The following is a 19200-nucleotide window of genomic DNA, read 5'->3' on the forward strand; positions in this document are numbered from 1 at the left end:
TCGCGCACACCATCGTCGACGCTATCGCGCACTGGCCTCCGACACCGCATCGGGCCACCCCGGCAGCTGCTCGTGCCGCCCCTCACGGTGCGTGCAGGTCGCGTTCCCGCGGGTGTCGACTACGCCGGGACGAGGGCGTCGAACTCGACTTCGACCATCTGATCCGGGTACGCCAGCACCGTCACGCCCACCAGGGTGCTCGGAAACTCGCTACCGTCGAAGATGGCGGTGAAGGCCTGCCAGGCCGCGAACAGGTCTGTTCGTTCGGAGGACGCCACGTAGATGCGCGCTCGGACGATGGCGCCGATGTCCGCCCCGACGTGCCGCAGGGCGGCGCGGGCGTTCTCGACCGTGACCCGCATCTGCTCGGCGACGTCGCCCGGAGCCACGAGAGCACCGGTCGCGTCCAGCGGCGATGTCCCTGCGAGCAGGATCATCCGACCGCCGGGTGGGAGGACGGTCCCGTGCGCGTACGTGCTCGGCCCGAGGGCATCCGCGCGAAACGGACCGGTGTGTTCAGTCACGGAGAGATCCTTCTGCCGACAAGGTCGGACGTTGAAACGGGACGGTGCTGGTGACCCCGCGGGTGCGCGCTGATGCGTACTTCCCTGGGCCGCGGATCCTGGTGCCCTTCTGCGACACTCGCCGGCATCCGATCCTATTCGCGCGCGGATTTTCTGACGGGAAGGCAGCCGATCTGTGCGCACGCGCGGCGGCGGAAGCGACGGCTCTAATTCGTCGGCCGGGTCTTCGCATCCTGCAACGGCATCGCCACTTCTCGCACGACCAGCAGGATCGCTGCCGTGATCGGAATCGCGACAAGTGCCCCGAGGAATCCCAAGAGTGTTCCGCCGATGAGGGCGCCCAGGATGACCAGCACGCCGGGGATCGCGGTCGCGCGTGACATCACCCTCGGGGTCACGACGTACGCCTCGATCTGGATGTAGACCAGGTACAGGATCGCGAACAGGAGTGCGGCGGTGGGACTGGTGAACAGGGCGAGCACGGTGCCGATCACCCAGAACAGAACGGATCCGATGACAGGCACGAGGGTCACCACGAAAGCGATCACGCCCATCAGCGCCGGGTACGGCAGGCCCAGCACCATGTGCAGCAGGACGACGACGGCTGCATTGGCACCCGCGAGGACCACCGCACCGAGCACGAAACTGCCGATCGAACCCGTGATCTGCTCCGCGAGACTCTCGACCGTGTGCCGCGAGTGCGCCGCGGTCAGGCGGTAGAGGGTCTGCTTCATCGCCGTCAACGATCCGAGGAAGTACAGCGTGAGGACCACGACGATGATGCCGGACGAGATCGCGCTGACGGTGTCGGCGGCGAAGCCGAGGACGCCACCGAACAGCACCGCGAGGCTCTGCGGATCGGACAGGAACGCGGCAACGCTGTCGAGGGCGTCGTCGAGGAACGCCGCGACAGCCGGGTCGAGGCTCTGCACCCAGGCGGACTGCGCGAACTCCTCCAAGCCGGCCGGAACCGATTGTGCGAACTCGAAGATCTGGGTGATGACCGCGGGCAGCACCCAGAGGACGAACACGATCACCAGCAGCAGATACACCGCGAACACGATCGCGATCCCCCAGCCGCGCGGGATGCCGCGCCGCTCCAGCGCCAGAACGACCGGGTTCAGCCCGAGTGCGATGAAGATCGCCAGCACCACGCAGACCAGGATCAAGGCCAACGATCCGATCGCAATCCCCAGGACGATCGCTGCCATCACGGCCAGCGTCGCGACGAACGGCGTTCGAACCGGATGGTCCAAGCCCGCGCGAACGGTTCGGACGATCGGCGGCGTAGGCGCCTCCGGCGGCTCAGGCGGCGGCGACAGAGGGATCTCCGCGGCGTCGCCGGGGTCAGGGGATTCCGCTCCGCTGGTGGTGTCCACGCGCCGCTCTCGATCTCGCGGCTCCACGCGATTCCGCCCGCTCGTGGCCGCGTCGCGAACGGACGGACGGGGATTGCTCCCTCGTCGGATGCCGTGATCCGCTACGGATGACGGCATCAACATACGGTGCCAGAAACACGCGCTCATCACGCAGATCCAATGAACTCCGCCGACCTGCAGGGCTCAGCGCTACAGCTCGGTCACCACCCCGCCATCGACGTGCCATCTCCGGTCGGTCTGCACCGTGGCGAGCATCCGGCGGTCGTGGGTCACCAGCAGCAGCGTCCCGTCGTAGGACGCGAGCGCTTGCTCGAGCTGCTCGATCGCGGGCAGGTCGAGGTGGTTGGTGGGCTCGTCGAGCACGAGCACATTGACGCCCCGCGCCTGCAGGAGAGCCAGCCCGGCCCGGGTTCGCTCCCCCGGCGACAGCTCATCCACCGGTCGATTCACATGGTCGGCCTTGAGCCCGAATTTGGCCAGCAGCGTGCGCACGTCACCCGGTCCCAGGTCGGGCGTCTGCTCCTCGAACGCCGCCGCGAGGACCTGCGCGCCGGCCAGCACGGAACGCGCCTGGTCGATCTCCCCGATCTGGACGCTCGCGCCGATGCTCGCGGTTCCCTCGTCCGGGAGCTGCCTGCCGAGCAGGGCGCGCAACAGCGTCGATTTGCCCGCACCGTTCGGCCCGGTGACGCCGATGCGCTCTCCCGCGTTCACCTGCAGTGACACCGGGCCGAGAGTGAAGGAACCCTGCTGGTACGTCGCGGAGCTGAGCGTCGAGACCACCGAACTGGATCGGGGTGCGGAGCCGATGCTGAACTCGAGCTGCCACTCCTTGCGCGGTTCCTCGACCTCGTCGAGTCGCGCGATCCGACTCTCCATCTGGCGCACCTTCTGCGCCTGCTTCTCGCTCGATTCCGTGGCGGCCTTGCGGCGGATCTTGTCGTTGTCCGGCGCCTTCTTCATCGCGTTGCGCACACCCTGGCTCGACCACTCCCGCTGAGTTCTCGCCCGCGAGACGAGGTCGGCCTTCTTGCCGGCGAACTCGTCATACTGCTCGCGCTGGTGCCGGCGGATCGTGGCGCGCTCCTCCATGTACGCGTCATAGCCGCCGCCGTACACGCGGTTTGACGCCTGCGCGAGATCGAGTTCCAGCACGCGCGTCACGCACCGTGCGAGGAACTCACGGTCGTGGCTGATGAGCACCACTCCGCCCCGAAGACCGCGTACGAAGGCTTCCAGCCGTTCGAGACCGTCGAGGTCGAGGTCGTTGGTCGGTTCGTCCAGCAGAACGATGTCGAACCGGGAAAGCAGCAGCGCGGCCAATCCGACGCGGGCGACCTGGCCACCGGAGAGCGAGGTCATCAGTGCGTCAGTGCTCAGTTCGAGCCCGAGATCGGCGAGGACGACCGGCAGCCGCTCCTCGAGGTCGGCGGCGCCGGAGGCGAGCCACCGGTCCAGGGCGGACGAGTAGGCATCGCCGGGGTCGATCCCGTCGGGAGGTGCAGGTTCGGCGAGGGCGGATGCTGCGGCATCCATGTCCCTGGTCGCCTCGGTGCAACCCGTGCGGCGGGCGATGTGTTCGGCGACGGTTTCGCCGGTGACCCGTTCGTGCTCCTGAGGCAGCCAGCCGACGAACGCGTCGGTGGGCGCGAGTGCGATGGTGCCGGCCTGTGCCTCGTCGATGCCGGCGAGGAGCCGGAGCAGCGTGGACTTGCCGGCGCCGTTCGCTCCGACGACGCCCAGGACATCACCCGGGGCGACGGTCACGTCGAGCGAGTCGAAGAGGGTGCGGTGACCGTACCCTCCGGCCAGGTTCCGGGCGACGAGTGTCGCGGTCATCGATCGATCCTGTCATCCTGCGTAGCGTCGCTCCCGCGTCGAGGGCGTGGGTGCCGATCGGGCCGGAACACGGGTGATCGGCGTTCAGTCCCAGTCGAGGTATTCCTCGATGATCTCGGCGGTCTGCCCGGCATGCGTAACCGGGAACATGTGTCCGGCGCCCTCGAGCAGTGTCACGCTCACCAGTCCGGGCGCGGATGCCTGGAGCTGCAGACCGTTCGCTGCCGGTGTGATCTCGTCGCCCGCTCCCTGGACGACCAGCACGGGCATGTGCTGCGGCACGGGGATCTGCGCGACCTCGACGCCGAGCAGAAGCACCCCGTTTGCGCGGTCGGGGTGCGCGAGGGCCAGCGTGCGCGCCACCGTTCCCCCGAACGCGTGTCCGCCGATCCACGTGTCGCGGATCTCGAGGTGGTCGAGCACATCGAGCACGTCCTGCGCGAGATCCTGCAGCGTCACATCGTCGGCTGCACCGCGGAATCCGATGCGCACGATGCGGAAGCCTGTCTCCACGAGGATGCTCGTGAGCGTGCCGAGCCCGCCCCCGTCGGCTCCGCGCTCCGAGAGCAGCACCAGTGCAGGCCCATCGCCCTGATCGAGATAGGGGATGGCGCGATCGTCGGGGTCGAACGTCTCAAGTCGGGTCACCGTCGGCTCCTCAGATCATCCCACTCGCGCAGAACGGACATCAGCGCATCCTGGAACCTATCCGACGTGTGCTCCAGCGACCAGGATCCGGCTTCGGCGAGCGATCCGGGGCGCCAGGACATTCCTGACACAGCCAGCACGATTCCGATCAGGATCGCGATACCGGAGAGAACCGACGACACCCAGCCGTCCAGCGAACCCATCTCCATGCACAACCGTCCTTCTTCGTCTGTGGCGGACAGGGCCGCCGTCGGGTGGCACGGGGCCTCGATGGCAGCGGCTTCGGCCCCCGCATCGCGGGCCGCGGAGCGCGCGTCCTCCGGTTAGGAGCTGAACCTGAACTCGACGACGTCGCCGTCCTGCATGGTGTAGTCCTTGCCCTCCAGACGGGCCTTGCCGCGAGAACGGGCCTCGACGACGGACCCGGCGTCCACCAGGTCAGCGAACGAGATCACCTCCGCCTTGATGAAGCCCTTCTCGAAGTCCGTGTGGATGACGCCGGCGGCCTGCGGGGCCTTCCAGCCCTTGCCGACCGTCCAGGCGCGCGCTTCCTTCGGACCCGCCGTCAGGTAGGTCTGCAGGCCCAGCGTGTCGAAACCGATGCGCGCGAGCTGAATCAAGCCGGACTCCTCCTGACCCGTCGAGGCGAGCAGCTCCGCAGCGTCCTCCGGGTCGAGGTCGATCAGCTCGGACTCGATCTTCGCATCGAGGAAGACGGCGTGGGCGGGCGCGACCAGTGCCTCGAGGGCGGCCTTGGCCGCGGCATCCGTCAGCACCGCCTCATCGACGTTGAAGACGTAGATGTACGGCTTCGCGGTCAGCAGCCCCAGCTCCTTGATCGGCGCGAGATCCAGTCCGGAGTGCGAGAGCAGGATGCCGCGCTCCAGCGCGTCCTTGGCAGCCATCGCCGCGTCGAGGACGGCCGGCTCGGACTTCTTGCCCTTGACCTCCTTCTCGATCCTCGGAATCGCCCGCTCGAGGGTCTGCAGGTCGGCCAGCATGAGCTCGGCGTTGATGGTCTCGAGGTCGTTCTGCGGGTTCACGCCGCCGTCGACGTGCACGACGTCGTCGTCGGTGAACCCGCGCACGACCTGTGCGATCGCATCCGCCTCGCGGATGTTCGCGAGGAACTGGTTACCGAGCCCCTCCCCCTCGCTCGCGCCGCGGACGATGCCGGCGATGTCGACGAACGAGACCGTCGCAGGGAGGATCCGCTCGGACCCGAAGACCTCGGCCAGCTTCTCCAGACGCGGGTCCGGGAGGCTCACGACACCGATGTTGGGCTCGATCGTCGCGAAGGGATAGTTCGCCGCGAGCACGTCGTTCTTGGTCAGCGCGTTGAACAGGGTGGACTTGCCGACGTTGGGCAGGCCGACGATGCCGATAGTGAGAGCCACGGGAGTCCAGTCTACGTTGAGGCGGTCCGGGAGCCCGGCGCTGCGTTACGGCCGGATCGACCGATACGCGCGCGTGACGTAGGGAAGCTGGATCACTGCATCGCCCACGGCGCCGAGTTCGTCGAACAGGAGAAGCAGGCCCGCCTCGATGCGGGTGCGCTCCTCGGGGCTCGCGGTGATGATGTAGCTGCGCGAGCGGGCCATCGCCAGCAGCGACTCCCGCGTCATCGCGCGGGACCATCGCCAGGAGGCGCTCTCGACCGGACCGAAGGGTGCCGCCACGGGAGGGTCGCCCTGCGCGAGCATCTGCTCGGCGCGGCTGCCGTGCATGATCCCGGTCATACGGCGCACCCATTCCACGGAATCATCGCGGACGTTCCAGATCAGGCCGAGCAGTCCCCCGGATCGCAGTACCCGCGCCGCTTCGGCTGAGCCGGCCGCCGGTTCGACCCAGTGCCACGCCTGGCCGAGCAGCACGGCATCAAGGCTCGCGTCGGGCAGCGGGAGTCTCTCGGCCGTGCCCACGAACGTCGGCACCCCATGCACGTGCTCGCGCAGGACGGCGAGCATCTTCGGATCGGGATCGATGGCCACGACCTCGGCGCCGAGCTCGACCACCGACCGGGTCAGCTTGCCGGTGCCGGCGCCGACATCGGCGACCCGAATGCTGCGCTCACCGCCGACGACGGGCTGCAGCATCCAATCCACGGCCTGGATGGGGTAGTCGGGGCGACCGGACTCGTACGTCCCGGCGGCGGATCCGAAGGAGGTCGACATCTCTTCGTTGCTGGCCATGTGCAGCACCCTAACGCGGGTCCCCCCGGATCTCTGCCGTCGGGACACACAGCCGTATTCCCGGGTCCCCGGCCCATCCGCGCCTCCCCGGCGCGCCTGCGTCCCGCGGCGGCCGCCCGCGGCGACGCTGGACGCGTGCCCTTGGACTTCACCGCAATCGACTTCGAAACGGCGAACTCCAGCAATGCGTCCGCGTGCGCGGTCGGCCTGGCCAGGGTCCGAGACGGCGTTGTGGTCGCCACCGCCGGATGGCTGATCCAGCCACCGCCGGGGCATGATCGCTTCTTCGAGCTCAACACGCGCATCCACGGACTTCGCGCCGAGGACGTCGTGGACGCGAAGACCTGGAGCGAGCAGCTCGACGATCTCGCCGCGTTCGCCGGCGCGGACGTGCTGGTCGCGCACAACGCGGGCTTCGACATGATGGTGCTCCGTCGTGCCTGCGAGGCGACCGGTGACGTCTACCCGCCGTACCGCTACGTCTGCAGCCTGCAGGTCGCGCGCAAGCTCTACGACCTCGATTCCTACCGCCTGCCCTCGGTGGCCGCGGCCGCCGGGTTCATCGACTTCCCGCATCACGATGCGACCGCGGACGCGCTCGCGTGCGCGCACATCATGATCGACGCCGCCCGTCGCGTCGACGCCGAGGACATCGCTGCGCTGGCCGACGCGGCGGGAGTCCGCACGTCACAGATCTTCATGCCCGAGCCGGTGCCCGAGGCGGTTGCCGAGGCGCAGCCGACGCTGGCGCCCGAGCTGTTCGCAACCGTCGCCTGACGCCCGGGGGTTCGGTCCGACGGCGCCGCGTGCACAACGTCGCCGATCCGACACACCCGCCGGAGCGGATCCCCGCTATTGCGGGGAGCCGGGCGCGCGCCGCGATGGTATCGGCGACGTTGTGCACACGGCCCGGACGGGTCAGGCCGCCGCGGCCTGCGCGATGCGGACCATGTTCCCGGACGGATCGCGGAACGCGCAGTCCCGCTGACCCCAGCCCATGTCCATCGGCTCCTGCAGCACCTCCGCGCCGGCGGCCCGCACGGTCTCGAACGTCGCGTCGAGGTCGTCGGTGTTGAAGACGAGCATCGGCAGCACGCCCTTGGTGAGCAGTTCCTGCATCGTGTCCCCATCAGCCTGGGAGCGGCCGGCGTGGGGGTCGGACAGGACGATGCCGAGGCCGGGCTGTGCGGGCGTCCCGAGGGTCACCCAGCGGTGACCCCCCGAGGACACATCGTTCTGCACATCGAGACCGAGAGCGTCCCGGTAGAAGCCGATCGCCTCGTCGACATCGTTGACGGTGACGTTGGTGAATTGGAGTGCGATTGTCATGGCGGCGACGCTACGCCGCGCTGTGCTCGCGCACTTCTCCGATTCTGCTCGATGCGTCCCGCACCGGACGCGTGTGCAACTTCGCGACGCACGAGGGCATCGCCCGTACGGCATCGTGCTCGCGCTTGCGGTACTCCGAAGGGGTCATTCCGACGATCTCGGCGAATCGCGAGCTGAAGGAACCCAGCGACGTACAGCCCACGGCCATGCACGCATCCGTGACGCTGGTCCCCGCGCGCAACAGGGCCATGGCGCGCTCGATCCGCCGGGTCATCAGATAGCTGTAGGGCGTCTCTCCGTACGCGGCCCGGAACTGGCGCGAGAAGTGCGCGGGCGACATCAGCGCCTTCGCCGCCATGGTCGGCACATCGAGCGGCCGGGCGTAGTCACGGTCGATCAGATCGCGCGCCCGGCGCAGGTGAGCGAGGTTCTCGATCTCCTGTGGGGTCACGTTTTCCACGGTAGCATCGCGCCGATGTCGCATGTCCGGGGCATCCTGAACTCATGGATGCACTCACCGTCTCCGTCCTCGTGATCGGATGCCTCGCCGTGGGCCTGCTCGCGGGCTGGTTCGCCGGCGGCGCCCGGGTCGCCGCGCGCGCAGCCCACGGCACCGCAGAACTGCGCGCCCGCATTGCGGCCAGCGAGGCCACTCGGCAGGGGGTGCAGGCCCAGCTCGAGCACCAGCACCTCCTTTATCGAGAGCTGGCCGCTCAGGCGCGCGCCGATCAGGCGTCGCGAGAGGAGAGGGAGCGCCGCGAGCAGGCCGTCCTGCGCGCGCTCGCGCCGGTGCACGAGACGCTGCAGTCGATGCAGACGAAGGTCGATGATCTCGAGCGCGACCGCCACGCCCAGTTCGGCTCGCTGGCCGAGCAGCTGCGGCGCGCGCAGCAGTCCGACGAGGCGCTGCGCGCCACGACCGAGTCGCTTGCCAGCGCCCTGCGCTCGGGCAGCACGCGGGGAGTCTGGGGCGAGACGCAGCTGCGGCGGGTGGTCGAGGCTGCCGGTCTCACGCGATACGTCGATTTCGACACCCAGACATCGATCACCTCGGATGCCGGGGCCGGCCGCCCCGACATGGTCATCCGTCTGCCCGGTGACAAGGCGATCGCCGTCGATGCGAAAGTGCCGCTCGATGCCTACCTCGAGGCGAGCGCGATCCCGCTGACGGCGGTCGGTGCGGAGGGCGCGCGGCGCAAGCTGCTGCTCGACAAGCACGTGAAGGCGCTGCGCGGGCACGTGGATGCGCTGGCGAAGAAGGCGTACTGGGCGGGCCTGGCCTCCAGCCCCGAGTTCGTGGTGTGCTTCGTGCCGAGTGAGTCGCTGCTGGCCGCCGCCCTGGAGGAGGATCCCTCGCTGCTGGATTACGCCTTCGGCAAGCGCGTGGCGCTGGCCTCCCCGGTGAACCTGTGGGCCGTGCTCAAGACGGTCGCGTTCACCTGGACGCAGCAGGACGTCTCGCAGGAGGCTCGCGCGCTGTTCGTCCTCGGCAACGAGCTGTACGAGCGCCTGGGCAAGCTCGCAGGTCACGCCGACGACCTGCGTCGTGCCATCGAGCGCACCGTGGACAGCTACAACCGCTTCGCCGGCTCGCTCGAGTCGCGGGTGCTCGTCACCGCGCGGCGCTTCCCCGGCATCGACCAGACCAAACTCGACGCCCTGGGTGCGCCGGTCGTCGTCGAGAAGTCACCGCGACGGCTCCGGGCGCCGGAACTGCTGGACGGCGCGCTGGATGCCGAAGACGCTCGGGAACCGGCATCCGATGAGACACTTCTGCCGGCTGACCTCAGCGCCGACCTCGGCGAAGTGCGCGAACGCATCGCGCCCTTCGCGGACCGCGTCGGATCAGGCGCCGCCGGGAACGAAGCTCAATAGAGCGATCGCCGCAGCGGACACGGCCACGAAGGCGCCGACCATCCACCATGCCGAGACCTGATGGTCCTCGTCACGACGCACGCGGAACAGCACGTCGGGGCGCCGAGCCGGGTCAGTGGCGTTCGCCACGACGGCGATGGCGCCTGTCTGCGGCTTGGGACCGCCAACCTGTGCTGACATCGTCAACCCCCTAGTGTCTGAGTACACGCATGCGTCCTCGTTGACACCTGTTCGATTCTGCCAGAGATCGTCCGCAACCGGCATCACGACTGCGTCACATATGCAACAGCGGTCCCACGCAGAACGTCTGTCCCACGCTTCGGAACCGGCGGCCGGACTGCGCCCCGGGCAGCCGGCTCATCAGGCGGATGCCGGAGCTACAGCCACTTCGAGGTGAGATGCTCCGAGACGATGCGGCGAAGAGTGCCCGAGGTACCGCGCAGCACGACGCTCTCGCTGTAGACGTAGTCGCCCTCGCGACTGACGCCCGCGACGAGCTGGCCGTCGGTGACGCCGGTGGCCACGAAGATCGTGTTCCGACCGGTGACGAGCTCATCCGCTTCGTACACGTAGCCGTCGGTCTTCAGACCGTGGTCGGCGCCCTTCTGCTTCTCATCGTCATCGCGCGGCCAGAGGATCCCCTGGATGTGCCCGCCCAGCGCCTTGATCGCGCAGGCGGTGACGATTCCCTCGGGGCTGCCGCCGACGCCCACGCACATGTCGGTGCGGGCGTTGTGACGCGCGGCGTTGATGCCGCCGGCGACGTCGCCATCGGACATCAGGCGGGTACCTGCCCCGGCTGCGCGGATGTCGGCGATCAGCTGCTCGTGGCGCGGCCGGTTCAGCACCGACACGACCATTTCATCCACCGGCTTGCCGAGCGCCTTGGACAGCAGTCGGATGTTCTCGCCGATCGGCAGCCGGATGTCGACCACACCGACGCCGGCGGGCCCAGTGACCAGCTTGTCCATGTAGAACACCGTCGAGGCGTCCAGCATGGTCCCCCGGTCGGACACGGCGATCACCGAAAGCGCGTTCTGACGGCCGGCGGCGGTCAGCGAGGTGCCGTCGATCGGATCCACCGCCACGTCGCACTGCGGGCCGCGGCCGTTGCCCACCTTCTCGCCGTTGAACAGCATCGGCGCTTCGTCCTTCTCGCCCTCGCCGATGACGATCGTCCCGTCGAAGTTCACCGTCGTCAAGAAGGCGCGCATCGCATCGACGGCCGCGCCATCCGCCGCCAATTTGTCACCTCGTCCGATGAACGGCACAGCGCGGATCGCGGCCGCCTCGGTGGCGCGCACCAGCTCCAGCGCGAGGTTTCGGTCGGGATGCAGCGGACTCATGTCGGCGGTAAGGCTCACCATGTTCTCAGCCTAACCAGCGGGCCGCCCGCCGACCGGGCCAGCGGGGCCCGGCGGCGCGAAGGAATCGCGATTCTTGCGCGCCTGGCATGGGTCGCCCCCCGGGACCGGGGTCGGGCCCTCAGTTCTCCACACACGCTTCGATAGAGTGACGGGGTACCCCCGCACACGAGCAAGGAGCTGTCATGCCCGTCGCCACCCCAGAGCAGTATGCCGAGATGCTGGACCGCGCGAAGGCCGGCGGATTCGCCTACCCCGCGTTCAACGTCTCGAGCTCGCAGACCGTGAACGCGGTTCTTCAGGGACTGACCGAAGCCGGCTCCGACGGCATCATCCAGGTGACGACGGGTGGCGCCGACTACTTCGCCGGCCAAAGCGTCAAGGCTCGCGCGACGGGCGCGCTGGCGTTCGCACGGTTCGTGCACGAGGCGGCCAAGAGCTATCCGATCACGGTGGCCCTGCACACCGATCACTGCCCGAAACCTGCGCTCGAGGACTTCGTTCTGCCCCTGATCGCCGAGTCCGAGAAGGTCGTCGCCGACGGCGGCAACCCGATCTTCCAGTCGCACATGTGGGATGGATCCGCGGTGCCCCTGGCCGAGAACGTCGAGATCGCCAAGGAACTGCTCCCCCGCATGAAGGCGATCCACGCGATCCTCGAGGTCGAGATCGGCGTGGTCGGCGGCGAGGAGGACGGCGTGCAGCACGAGGGCTCCAACGACGCCCTCTACACGACCGTGGCTGACGTGACCCAGGCCGTCGAGGCACTCGGCCTGGGCGACCAGGGCCGCTGGATCGCCGCGCTCACGTTCGGCAACGTCCACGGCGTCTACGCCCCCGGCAACGTCAAGCTCCGCCCTGAGCTGCTCGGCGAGATCCAGGAAGGGATCGCGGCCAAATTCGGCACCGGCCCCAAGCCGCTGGACCTCGTCTTCCACGGCGGCAGCGGATCCAGCGACGCGGAGATCGCGCTCGCGGTGTCCAACGGCGTGATCAAGATGAACATCGACACCGACACGCAGTACGCGTTCACTCGCGCGGTCGCCGGCTACATGTTCGGCAACTACGACGGCGTCCTGAAGGTCGACGGTTCGGTCGGCAATAAGAAGGCCTACGACCCGCGCGCATGGGGCAAGGTCGCGGAGTCCGCGATGGCCGCGCGCGTCGTGCAGTCCACCCAGCAGCTCGGCTCCGCGGGCAAGTCCACGAGCTGACCCGAACCGCGCGGTCTACGCCGGGTCGAGATACTCGTCGAGCAGGCCCGGCGCACCGTCGGGACGGGATACCACCTCGATCGGGTCGCCCGCCTGGACGAAGCCGTTGCGCAGCACGCGCAGGTAGGGACCGAGGCGGCGCTCGGCCGAGAACCGCTTGACCCATCCGCGCTGGTCGTCTCCACCGACCCAGCGCGCGAAAGTCTGGCACGGCGTTCGGGGCATGGTCACCTCGACGGTGACGGTGTCGCCGATGCGCCATACCTCGCCGATGCGGGCGGCGTTCACGTCGATGCCTTCGGTGCGCAGGTTCTCACCGAAGAAACCGGACGGAAGGTCGCGGCCGAGCTCACCCGCCCAGAACGCGGCATCCTCCTGGGCGTACGCGTAGAGGGCCTTGTCGAGCCCGCCGTGGTGCTTGCGGTCGGCTTGGACGTCGGCGCGCACGCCGTAGCGACCGATCCGGACGCGGCCTTCCACGGGCCGTTTGTCGATCGCCGTCACCCCGTTTCCCCGGTCGGGACGCAGCTGATGGACGACGCAGACGGCGACGAGGCGAGGCATCCGGTCATCCTAGGCGACCCGACGCGCACCGCATGCGGCGCTCCGCCGTCACTTCTCGCGAGAAGCGGCCTCGCGGAACCGCAGATCGCGACTGCGGAGCGATCGGACGGGCGCGCGCCTCAGCGCGCGGTGTCGAGGATGGCGTTCCACACGGTCGGATCCGACACGATGGGGACCATCAGCAGAATGCCGCTGACGAAGGTGAAGACGATCCCCGCGACCAGCGGTATCCACCAGGTGACCCGGCCTCGCCGCAGGCTGCGCCACGACAGGTACGCGGTCGCGAGCCAGCCGATGGCCAGCAGGAGCGCGGCCGCCAGGCCCCACGGGCGTCCCGCCGCCGGGTCGGAGAGCTGGGCGTCCACGCCGAGGAGGCTGAAGACCGTCCCGACGTACGATTCGTAGTTGATCATGCCGGGGATGCCGGTGACGACGTTGACCAGACCGTAGACGAGCAGGGCGATCGTGGCGACACGGTCCACGAACCGGCCCCTCCGGATCGGCGCCTCGTCTTTCACGGCCGCAGCCACCGCGGTGCCCGCGGGAGCGCCATGCAGAGCGTCCGGATCCTGGCCGGTGTCCAGCAGCCGCGTCAGGTCGGGCTGCTGGATGCGCGCGCGCTGCTCCTCGGGGGTGGCGTACTCGCCATATTGCGGCCTGGGCCGCAATTCTTCGGTGCCGTGCGGCCTGGGCCGCAATTCTTCGGTGCCGTGCGGCCTGGGCCGCAATTCTTCGGTGCCGTGCGAGGCGGTGCGATCGACGGGGTCGCTCATGTGGTCACCCGCCCGCCGAGGGCTCGCGCGTCGCGCTGCCCTTCGGCATCGTGTCGCAGCTCCTTGGGGAGGGAGAACAACAGGTCCTCCTCGGCCGTCTTGACCTCCTGCACATCGCGGTAGCCGGCATCCGAGAGGTCGGCGAGGACTTCCTGCACCAGCACTTCGGGCACGGAAGCGCCGCTGGTGACGCCCACCGTGGCCACGCCGTCGAGCCACTCCTGCTGCAGCTCATGGGAATAGTCCACGCGGTATGCGGCTTTCGCGCCGTATTCGAGGGCGACTTCGACCAGACGCACGCTGTTGGAGGAGTTCGCGGATCCGACGACGATCACCAGATCGGCGCCCGGGGCCACCTTCTTGATGGCCACCTGGCGGTTCTGGGTCGCGTAGCAGATGTCGTCCGATGGCGGATCCTGCAGATGCGGGAAACGCACGCGCAATCGCCGCACCGTCTCCATCGTCTCGTCGACCGAGAGCGTCGTCTGCGACAGCCACACGACCTTCGTCGGGTCGCGCACGAGAACGGTGTCGGCGTGATCGGGAGAGTTCACGATCGTGACGTGGTCGGGCGCCTCACCGGCGGTGCCCTCGACCTCTTCGTGTCCCTCGTGGCCGATGAGGAGGATCTCGAAGTCGTCGCGGGCGAATCTGACGGCCTCGCGATGGACCTTCGTCACCAGGGGGCAGGTCGCGTCGATGGCCTGGAGCTGACGATCGGCGGCCTCGGCGACGACGGCCGGCGAGACACCGTGCGCGCTGAAGACGACGTGGGCGCCTTCGGGAACCTCATCGACCTCGTCGACGAAGATGGCCCCGGCCGCCTCGAGCTCGGTCACCACGTGGATGTTGTGGACGATCTGCTTGCGCACGTACACGGGCGCGCCGAAGCGCTCCAGAGCCTTCTCGACCGCGACGATGGCGCGGTCGACTCCGGCGCAATAGCCGCGGGGGGCGGCGAGCAGGACCCTCTTCTGTCCGGGGACGGGGATATCCTGGAGGCGCTCGCGCCGCCGCGGAACGCGGGGGACGGGCATGCGGACAAGCGGTGTGCTCACGCCTCGAGTCTACGGGGACGGCCCTGTGGGACGGCCGTGCACCCGGGACTCGCCGAGGCAGCAGAGCGCAGGCTCCGCTCGATATGAAAGGTCCGGATGACGACGTTCCAGGCTGCCCCCGTCCCCGGCGAGGCCCCGCCGCCCGACTCGGTGCGCCCGCGTGAGTCCACGGCCGATGCCCCTACCTCCGTCGCACGCCTCAACGACACCATCCGCGGGTTCATCGAAACCTGGGGGTCGGTCTGGGTCGAGGGCGAGATCACGTCATGGAACGTGCGCACGGGCAACGTCTTCGGCCGCATGAAGGATCTCGCGACGGATGCCACGATCTCGTTCCGCATCTGGTCCAGCACCCGGCAACGCCTGCCCGCGGATCTCGCGGTCGGCGATCATGTCATCGCGTGCGTCAAGGCCGACTACTTCACCAAGACCGGTGACTTCAGCTTCTCGGTGTCCTCCATGCGGCACGTCGGACTCGGCGATCAGCTCGAGAAGCTGGAGCGTCTGCGCGCGAAGCTGCGCGCCGAGGGGCTCTTCGACCGCGCGCGCAAGAAGCCCATCCCCTTCCTCCCCCATGTCATCGGGCTCATCACCGGTGAGAAATCCGATGCCGAGAAGGACGTCCGCCACAACGCGGAGATGCGCTGGCCGCAGGTGCGCTTCCGCATGGCGTACGCCGCCGTCCAGGGTGACCGGTGCGTTCCGGAGACGATCGGGGCACTGAAGGCCCTGGATGCCGACCCCACCGTCGACGTCATCGTCATCGCGCGCGGAGGAGGCGATCCGCAGCACCTCCTCGGCTTCAGCGACGAGCGCCTGCTGCGCGCGGTTGCCGCGGCATCCACCCCTGTCGTCAGTGCGATCGGGCACGAGAACGATCACCCGCTGCTGGACGATGTCGCCGACCTGCGCGCCAGCACGCCGACCGATGCCGCCAAGCGCATCGTGCCGGACGTCGTCGAGCAGCGTGCCGCAGTCGCCCAGCTGCGCTCGCGGCTGACGATGCGGCTGTCGCAGCGCGTCGGTCATGACATCGCGCAGCTCGAGCAGCTGCGCTCCCGCCCCGTGCTGCGCGCCCCCGAGTCGATGATCGACGCCCGCTCCCAGCACCTGTGGCTGCTGGTAAGCCGCGGCCGCGACACCCTCGACCGACGACTCGAGGCGCAGGCGCGCCGGGCCGCCGAGTTGCGCGCCGCACTGCGCACGCTGTCACCGGCATCCACGCTCGCTCGCGGCTACGCGATCGCACACCTCACGGACGGCGTGATCGTCCGCGACGCGGCACAGGCGCAGCCGGGTGTCCCGGTGCTGGTCACGGTGGGGCGTGGCTCGTTCGCCGCACGCTCCGAAGGGCCGGTCGAGGAGCCCTAGCCCGGTCGGCACTCAGCGAGCACCGCCCCGGCCCGACTCTAAGATGGAGACCATGAACGCACCGAGCGAAGGCATCGCCGACGTCGCGAGCCTCACGTTCGAGCAGGCACGCGACGAACTTGTGCGCGTCGTCGCCGAACTCGAGCAGGGCGCTCCGACGCTCGAGCATTCGCTGGCGCTGTGGGAGCGCGGCGAGGCCCTCGCGGCACGCTGTGAGGAGTGGCTCCTGGGCGCGAAGCGCCGGCTGGAGGCGGCCCGATCGACAGGCCCCGCCGAGGCAGACTCCTGATGGGGCGGCACTGATGGCGCAGAACCCGAAGATCGTCGCCGAGCTCGGGCGCCCGGAAACGCCCGATGAGGCCACCGCACGCAAAGCGGAGTCATCCCGCGTGTACCGGGCGAGCCAGAACACCCGCAATCTGATCGCCGCGCTGCTGGCCACCCTCGCCGTCGTCGTCATCATCATCTTCGCCGTTCCCCGCGGCGAGCGGCCCCCGGCCGAACCGATCGACGTCGCGGCGATCGCGCAGAACATTGAATCGGCAGAGGGCCGCACCGTGATCGTCCCCGACGTGCCCGAGGAATGGCTCGTGAACCGCGCGTCCATCGAGGGCGATTCCACCGCCGCCTGGACGATCGTCTACGTTCCTGACGAGGTGTCCGGCTTCCTCCGCGTCGCGCAGGGCTTCGACGCCGATCCGGCGTGGCCGACGCGTGTGCTGAGCGGCGCCTCGGTCCAGAGCACGGTCACGATCGAGGGACTCGAGTGGGACCGGTACAAGATCCCCGATCCTGCACGTGCCGGCAACATCTCCGCCGCGCTGAGCACTCAGGCCGGGAACGACACGATCTTGATCTACGGGTCGACCGACGACGAGTCGCTCGAGCTGGCCGCGGCGTCCGTGGCCGAGCAGGTCCTCGCCCTCCGCGATGACGCCGCGGGCGGGGAGAGCAAGTGACCGAGCCGACCCCACTCAAGGCATGGCAGGAGATGCAGCGCGGCAATGCGCGTTTCGTCTCCGGGGTGCCCCGCCACCCTCGGCAGGATGTGCACCGCCGCACCGAGATCGCCCACGGCCAGCGCCCGCGGGCGGCCCTGTTCGGCTGCTCGGACTCCCGCCTCTCGGCCGAGATCATCTTCGACAAGGGTCTCGGCGACCTCTTCGTCGTGCGCAATGCGGGTCAGGTCATCTCCGATTCCGTGGTCGGCAGTCTCGAATACGCCGTCGCGGTCCTGCACGTTCCCCTGATCGTCGTGCTGGGGCATGACGAATGCGGCGCCGTGTCCGCGGCGATCGCGAGCGTCGAGGCGGACGCGCCGGATCTTCCCCCCCGCATCTGGCGGCAGATCGCCCCGATCGTGCCCGCCGTGCGCCGCGTCCAGCGTGAGTCGAAGGTGCACGGCGCCCTCCCCGAGCGGATCGACGCCGATCGGGTCGGGCGTGAGCACCTGCGGGATACGGTGGCGGAGCTGCTGCATTCGTCTGAGCTGATCAGCGAAGCCGTCGCCGGGGGGCACCTGGCGATCGTGGGCGCGAACTATCGCCTCGCCGAAGGCACGGCTGTGCCCGACATCACCATGGGCATCGTCGCAGACGGCGCCTGAACAACCATTGCGATCTGGAGGAACGACGACGTGAGCGACATCGAGTACCGCATCGAGCACGACACCATGGGTGAGGTGCGGGTGCCCAAGGACGCGCTGTACGCGGCGCAGACGCAGCGCGCGGTCGAGAACTTCCCGATCTCCGGCGACGCCCTCGACCCGGCCCAGATCGTTGCTCTGGCCCGGATCAAGAAGGCCGCGGCGCTGGCCAACAAGGAGCTCGGCACACTCGACCCGACGATCGCCGACGCGATCGCCCGCGCAGCGGACCGCATCATCACCGGCGAATACGCCGACCAGTTCCCGATCGACGTGTACCAGACCGGCAGCGGCACCTCGTCGAACATGAACATGAACGAGGTGCTCGCGACACTCGCCACGCGAGACCTCGGCTCGTCGGTACACCCCAACGACCACGTGAACGCGTCGCAGTCGTCCAACGATGTCTTCCCGACGTCGGTGCACCTCGCTGTCACCCAGGAGCTCATCGACGACCTGATCCCGGCCTTGGACCACCTCGCCGTCGCGCTCGAGACGAAGGCCGAGGCCTGGAGAGAGGTCGTCAAGTCCGGCCGCACGCACCTCATGGATGCGACGCCGGTCACGCTCGGTCAGGAGTTCGGCGGGTACGCGCGACAGATGCGGCTCGGCATCGAACGCGTCCAGTCCGTCCTCCCCCGCGTCGCCGAGGTGCCCCTGGGCGGCACCGCCGTCGGAACCGGTATCAACACGCCTCTGGGCTTCCCGCAGCGCGTGATCGAACTCATCGTGGCCGATACGGAGCTGCCGATCACGGAGGCGAAGGATCACTTCGAGGCGCAGGCCAATCGCGATGGTCTGGTCGAGGCATCCGGTGCGCTCCGCACGATCGCCGTGTCGCTGACCAAGATCAACAACGACATCCGCTGGATGGGTTCAGGCCCGAACACCGGTCTGGGTGAGCTGCACATCCCCGATCTGCAGCCGGGCTCGTCGATCATGCCGGGCAAGGTCAACCCGGTGGTTCCCGAGGCCGCACTGATGGTGTGCGCACGCGTGATCGGAAACGACGCCACCGTGGCGTGGGCGGGCGCATCGGGGTCGTTCGAGCTGAACGTCGCGATCCCGGTGATGGGCACCGCTGTCCTGGAGTCCATCCGTCTGCTGGCGAACACCATGCGAGTGCTGGCCGACAAGACCATCGACGGGCTCGAGGCCAACGTCGAGCGCGCCGCGGCATACGCGGGCATGTCCCCGTCGATCGTCACCCCGCTCAACAAGCTCATCGGCTACGAGGCTTCCGCGAAGATCGCCAAGCACTCCGTGGCGAACGGGATCACCGTCCGTGAGGCGGTCATCGAGCTCGGATATGTCGATCGCGGCGAGCTGACCCTGGAGCAGCTGGACGAGAAACTCGACCTGCTCTCGATGACCCATCCTGGCTGATTCGGCGAAGACCCCCGTAAGTGCCGCTTCGGCGCGATA

Annotated in this window: 22 protein-coding genes; 8 read left to right on the top strand and 14 right to left on the bottom strand. The window is 68.8% G+C overall.

What is annotated here, in order from left to right; genetic code table 11:
- Positions 1-119: 119 nt before the first annotated feature.
- The 7 genes from ABD655_RS11700 to ABD655_RS11730 all read right to left on the bottom strand — a co-directional run bounded on the left by ABD655_RS11700 (position 120) and on the right by ABD655_RS11730 (position 6582).
- Positions 120-524, bottom strand: a complete 405-nt coding sequence (locus ABD655_RS11700; RefSeq protein ID WP_344714133.1) for a RidA family protein — start codon at positions 522-524, stop codon at positions 120-122.
- Positions 525-730: 206 nt separating this feature from the next.
- The gene (locus ABD655_RS11705) at positions 731-1735 is read right to left on the bottom strand and encodes an AI-2E family transporter (protein ID WP_344714135.1); all 1005 of its coding nucleotides are present in this window, start codon (positions 1733-1735) and stop codon (positions 731-733) included.
- 357 nt (positions 1736-2092) lie between these two features.
- The gene (locus ABD655_RS11710; protein ID WP_344714136.1) at positions 2093-3742 is read right to left on the bottom strand and encodes an ABC-F family ATP-binding cassette domain-containing protein; all 1650 of its coding nucleotides are present in this window, start codon (positions 3740-3742) and stop codon (positions 2093-2095) included.
- 84 nt (positions 3743-3826) lie between these two features.
- On the bottom strand, positions 3827-4390 hold the full coding sequence (locus tag ABD655_RS11715; RefSeq protein ID WP_344714138.1) for an alpha/beta fold hydrolase: 564 nt from the start codon (positions 4388-4390) through the stop codon (positions 3827-3829).
- Positions 4387-4599: a hypothetical protein gene (locus tag ABD655_RS11720; RefSeq protein ID WP_344714140.1), complete on the bottom strand. Its 213-nt coding sequence runs from the start codon at positions 4597-4599 to the stop codon at positions 4387-4389. Before ABD655_RS11720 ends, ABD655_RS11715 begins: the two co-directional genes overlap by 4 nt.
- Before the next feature lie 114 nt (positions 4600-4713).
- The gene (ychF, locus tag ABD655_RS11725; RefSeq protein ID WP_344714141.1) at positions 4714-5787 is read right to left on the bottom strand and encodes a redox-regulated ATPase YchF; all 1074 of its coding nucleotides are present in this window, start codon (positions 5785-5787) and stop codon (positions 4714-4716) included.
- A gap of 45 nt (positions 5788-5832) precedes the next feature.
- Positions 5833-6582, bottom strand: coding sequence for a class I SAM-dependent methyltransferase (locus tag ABD655_RS11730; RefSeq protein WP_344714143.1), 750 nt, complete (start codon positions 6580-6582; stop codon positions 5833-5835).
- 135 nt (positions 6583-6717) lie between these two features.
- Between ABD655_RS11730 and ABD655_RS11735 the strand changes: the two genes are divergently transcribed.
- Positions 6718-7359 (top strand): 3'-5' exonuclease, encoded by a 642-nt coding sequence (locus ABD655_RS11735; protein ID WP_344714145.1) that lies wholly within the window; start codon positions 6718-6720, stop codon positions 7357-7359.
- A 141-nt stretch (positions 7360-7500) separates the two neighbouring features.
- Here the strand turns inward: ABD655_RS11735 and ABD655_RS11740 are convergent, their stop codons facing one another.
- Positions 7501-7911: a VOC family protein gene (locus ABD655_RS11740; RefSeq protein ID WP_344714146.1), complete on the bottom strand. Its 411-nt coding sequence runs from the start codon at positions 7909-7911 to the stop codon at positions 7501-7503.
- A 10-nt stretch (positions 7912-7921) separates the two neighbouring features.
- Positions 7922-8362, bottom strand: coding sequence for a helix-turn-helix transcriptional regulator (locus ABD655_RS11745; RefSeq protein ID WP_344714148.1), 441 nt, complete (start codon positions 8360-8362; stop codon positions 7922-7924).
- Between the two features lie 53 nt (positions 8363-8415).
- On the opposite strand from ABD655_RS11745, the gene ABD655_RS11750 reads away from it, so the two are divergent.
- Positions 8416-9786, top strand: a complete 1371-nt coding sequence (locus tag ABD655_RS11750) for a DNA recombination protein RmuC (protein ID WP_344714150.1) — start codon at positions 8416-8418, stop codon at positions 9784-9786.
- Here ABD655_RS11750 and ABD655_RS11755 read toward each other — a convergent pair.
- Together ABD655_RS11755 and glpX are read right to left on the bottom strand one after the other, a co-directional pair.
- Positions 9757-9966 carry a UDP-N-acetylmuramyl pentapeptide phosphotransferase gene (locus ABD655_RS11755; protein ID WP_257502382.1) on the bottom strand — a complete coding sequence of 70 codons (210 nt, stop codon included), beginning with the start codon at positions 9964-9966 and terminating at the stop codon, positions 9757-9759. The genes ABD655_RS11750 and ABD655_RS11755 overlap by 30 nt on opposite strands.
- A 197-nt stretch (positions 9967-10163) precedes the next feature.
- Positions 10164-11153 (bottom strand): class II fructose-bisphosphatase, encoded by a 990-nt coding sequence (glpX, locus tag ABD655_RS11760; protein WP_344714153.1) that lies wholly within the window; start codon positions 11151-11153, stop codon positions 10164-10166.
- 182 nt (positions 11154-11335) lie between these two features.
- On the opposite strand from glpX, the gene fbaA reads away from it, so the two are divergent.
- Complete coding sequence (gene fbaA / locus ABD655_RS11765; RefSeq protein WP_344714154.1) at positions 11336-12364, top strand: class II fructose-bisphosphate aldolase; 1029 nt, start codon at positions 11336-11338, stop codon at positions 12362-12364.
- Between the two features lie 15 nt (positions 12365-12379).
- Here fbaA and ABD655_RS11770 read toward each other — a convergent pair whose 3' ends face one another.
- The 3 genes from ABD655_RS11770 to ABD655_RS11780 all read right to left on the bottom strand — a co-directional run bounded on the left by ABD655_RS11770 (position 12380) and on the right by ABD655_RS11780 (position 14738).
- Positions 12380-12928 (bottom strand): MOSC domain-containing protein, encoded by a 549-nt coding sequence (locus ABD655_RS11770; RefSeq protein WP_344714156.1) that lies wholly within the window; start codon positions 12926-12928, stop codon positions 12380-12382.
- 119 nt (positions 12929-13047) lie between these two features.
- Complete coding sequence (locus tag ABD655_RS11775; RefSeq protein ID WP_344714158.1) at positions 13048-13701, bottom strand: DUF6264 family protein; 654 nt, start codon at positions 13699-13701, stop codon at positions 13048-13050.
- Complete coding sequence (locus ABD655_RS11780; RefSeq protein WP_344715828.1) at positions 13698-14738, bottom strand: 4-hydroxy-3-methylbut-2-enyl diphosphate reductase; 1041 nt, start codon at positions 14736-14738, stop codon at positions 13698-13700. The genes ABD655_RS11775 and ABD655_RS11780 overlap by 4 nt, the downstream gene beginning before the upstream one ends.
- Before the next feature lie 117 nt (positions 14739-14855).
- Here ABD655_RS11780 and xseA point away from each other — a divergent pair, with 117 nt between their 5' ends.
- Genes xseA through ABD655_RS11805 form a run of 5 tightly spaced genes read left to right on the top strand, consistent with a single transcriptional unit; the run spans position 14856 to position 19161 of the window.
- A complete protein-coding gene (gene xseA, locus ABD655_RS11785) occupies positions 14856-16130 on the top strand; it encodes an exodeoxyribonuclease VII large subunit (RefSeq protein ID WP_344714159.1) in 1275 nt (424 codons plus the stop codon).
- A gap of 52 nt (positions 16131-16182) precedes the next feature.
- Positions 16183-16419 carry an exodeoxyribonuclease VII small subunit gene (locus ABD655_RS11790; RefSeq protein ID WP_344714160.1) on the top strand — a complete coding sequence of 79 codons (237 nt, stop codon included), beginning with the start codon at positions 16183-16185 and terminating at the stop codon, positions 16417-16419.
- A 13-nt stretch (positions 16420-16432) separates the two neighbouring features.
- Positions 16433-17089, top strand: a complete 657-nt coding sequence (locus tag ABD655_RS11795; protein ID WP_344714161.1) for a DUF4245 family protein — start codon at positions 16433-16435, stop codon at positions 17087-17089.
- A 32-nt stretch (positions 17090-17121) separates the two neighbouring features.
- Entirely contained in the window at positions 17122-17736 is a 615-nt protein-coding gene (locus tag ABD655_RS11800) for a carbonic anhydrase (RefSeq protein ID WP_344715830.1), read from the top strand.
- 30 nt (positions 17737-17766) lie between these two features.
- Entirely contained in the window at positions 17767-19161 is a 1395-nt protein-coding gene (locus ABD655_RS11805) for a class II fumarate hydratase (RefSeq protein ID WP_344714162.1), read from the top strand.
- Positions 19162-19200: the final 39 nt, after the last annotated feature.

It is taken from the genome of Microbacterium terregens (assembly GCF_039534975.1).
Taxonomy (GTDB): domain Bacteria; phylum Actinomycetota; class Actinomycetes; order Actinomycetales; family Microbacteriaceae; genus Microbacterium; species Microbacterium terregens.

What these genes read in the sequence shown, in the direction of transcription:
- ABD655_RS11705 (WP_344714135.1), bottom strand. Translation starts at nt 1,735, where the DNA reads ATGGCAGCGATCGTCCTGGGGATTGCGATCGGATCGTTGGCCTTGATC.
- ABD655_RS11710 (WP_344714136.1), bottom strand. Translation starts at nt 3,742, where the DNA reads ATGACCGCGACACTCGTCGCCCGGAACCTGGCCGGAGGGTACGGTCAC.
- ABD655_RS11720 (WP_344714140.1), bottom strand. Translation starts at nt 4,599, where the DNA reads ATGGAGATGGGTTCGCTGGACGGCTGGGTGTCGTCGGTTCTCTCCGGT.
- ABD655_RS11730 (WP_344714143.1), bottom strand. Translation starts at nt 6,582, where the DNA reads ATGGCCAGCAACGAAGAGATGTCGACCTCCTTCGGATCCGCCGCCGGG.
- ABD655_RS11740 (WP_344714146.1), bottom strand. Translation starts at nt 7,911, where the DNA reads ATGACAATCGCACTCCAATTCACCAACGTCACCGTCAACGATGTCGAC.
- ABD655_RS11750 (WP_344714150.1), top strand. Translation starts at nt 8,416, where the DNA reads ATGGATGCACTCACCGTCTCCGTCCTCGTGATCGGATGCCTCGCCGTG.
- ABD655_RS11755 (WP_257502382.1), bottom strand. Translation starts at nt 9,966, where the DNA reads ATGTCAGCACAGGTTGGCGGTCCCAAGCCGCAGACAGGCGCCATCGCC.
- glpX (WP_344714153.1), bottom strand. Translation starts at nt 11,153, where the DNA reads ATGGTGAGCCTTACCGCCGACATGAGTCCGCTGCATCCCGACCGAAAC.
- fbaA (WP_344714154.1), top strand. Translation starts at nt 11,336, where the DNA reads ATGCCCGTCGCCACCCCAGAGCAGTATGCCGAGATGCTGGACCGCGCG.
- ABD655_RS11770 (WP_344714156.1), bottom strand. Translation starts at nt 12,928, where the DNA reads ATGCCTCGCCTCGTCGCCGTCTGCGTCGTCCATCAGCTGCGTCCCGAC.
- ABD655_RS11775 (WP_344714158.1), bottom strand. Translation starts at nt 13,701, where the DNA reads ATGAGCGACCCCGTCGATCGCACCGCCTCGCACGGCACCGAAGAATTG.
- ABD655_RS11780 (WP_344715828.1), bottom strand. Translation starts at nt 14,738, where the DNA reads ATGCCCGTCCCCCGCGTTCCGCGGCGGCGCGAGCGCCTCCAGGATATC.
- xseA (WP_344714159.1), top strand. Translation starts at nt 14,856, where the DNA reads ATGACGACGTTCCAGGCTGCCCCCGTCCCCGGCGAGGCCCCGCCGCCC.
- ABD655_RS11790 (WP_344714160.1), top strand. Translation starts at nt 16,183, where the DNA reads ATGAACGCACCGAGCGAAGGCATCGCCGACGTCGCGAGCCTCACGTTC.
- ABD655_RS11795 (WP_344714161.1), top strand. Translation starts at nt 16,433, where the DNA reads ATGGCGCAGAACCCGAAGATCGTCGCCGAGCTCGGGCGCCCGGAAACG.
- ABD655_RS11800 (WP_344715830.1), top strand. Translation starts at nt 17,122, where the DNA reads ATGCAGCGCGGCAATGCGCGTTTCGTCTCCGGGGTGCCCCGCCACCCT.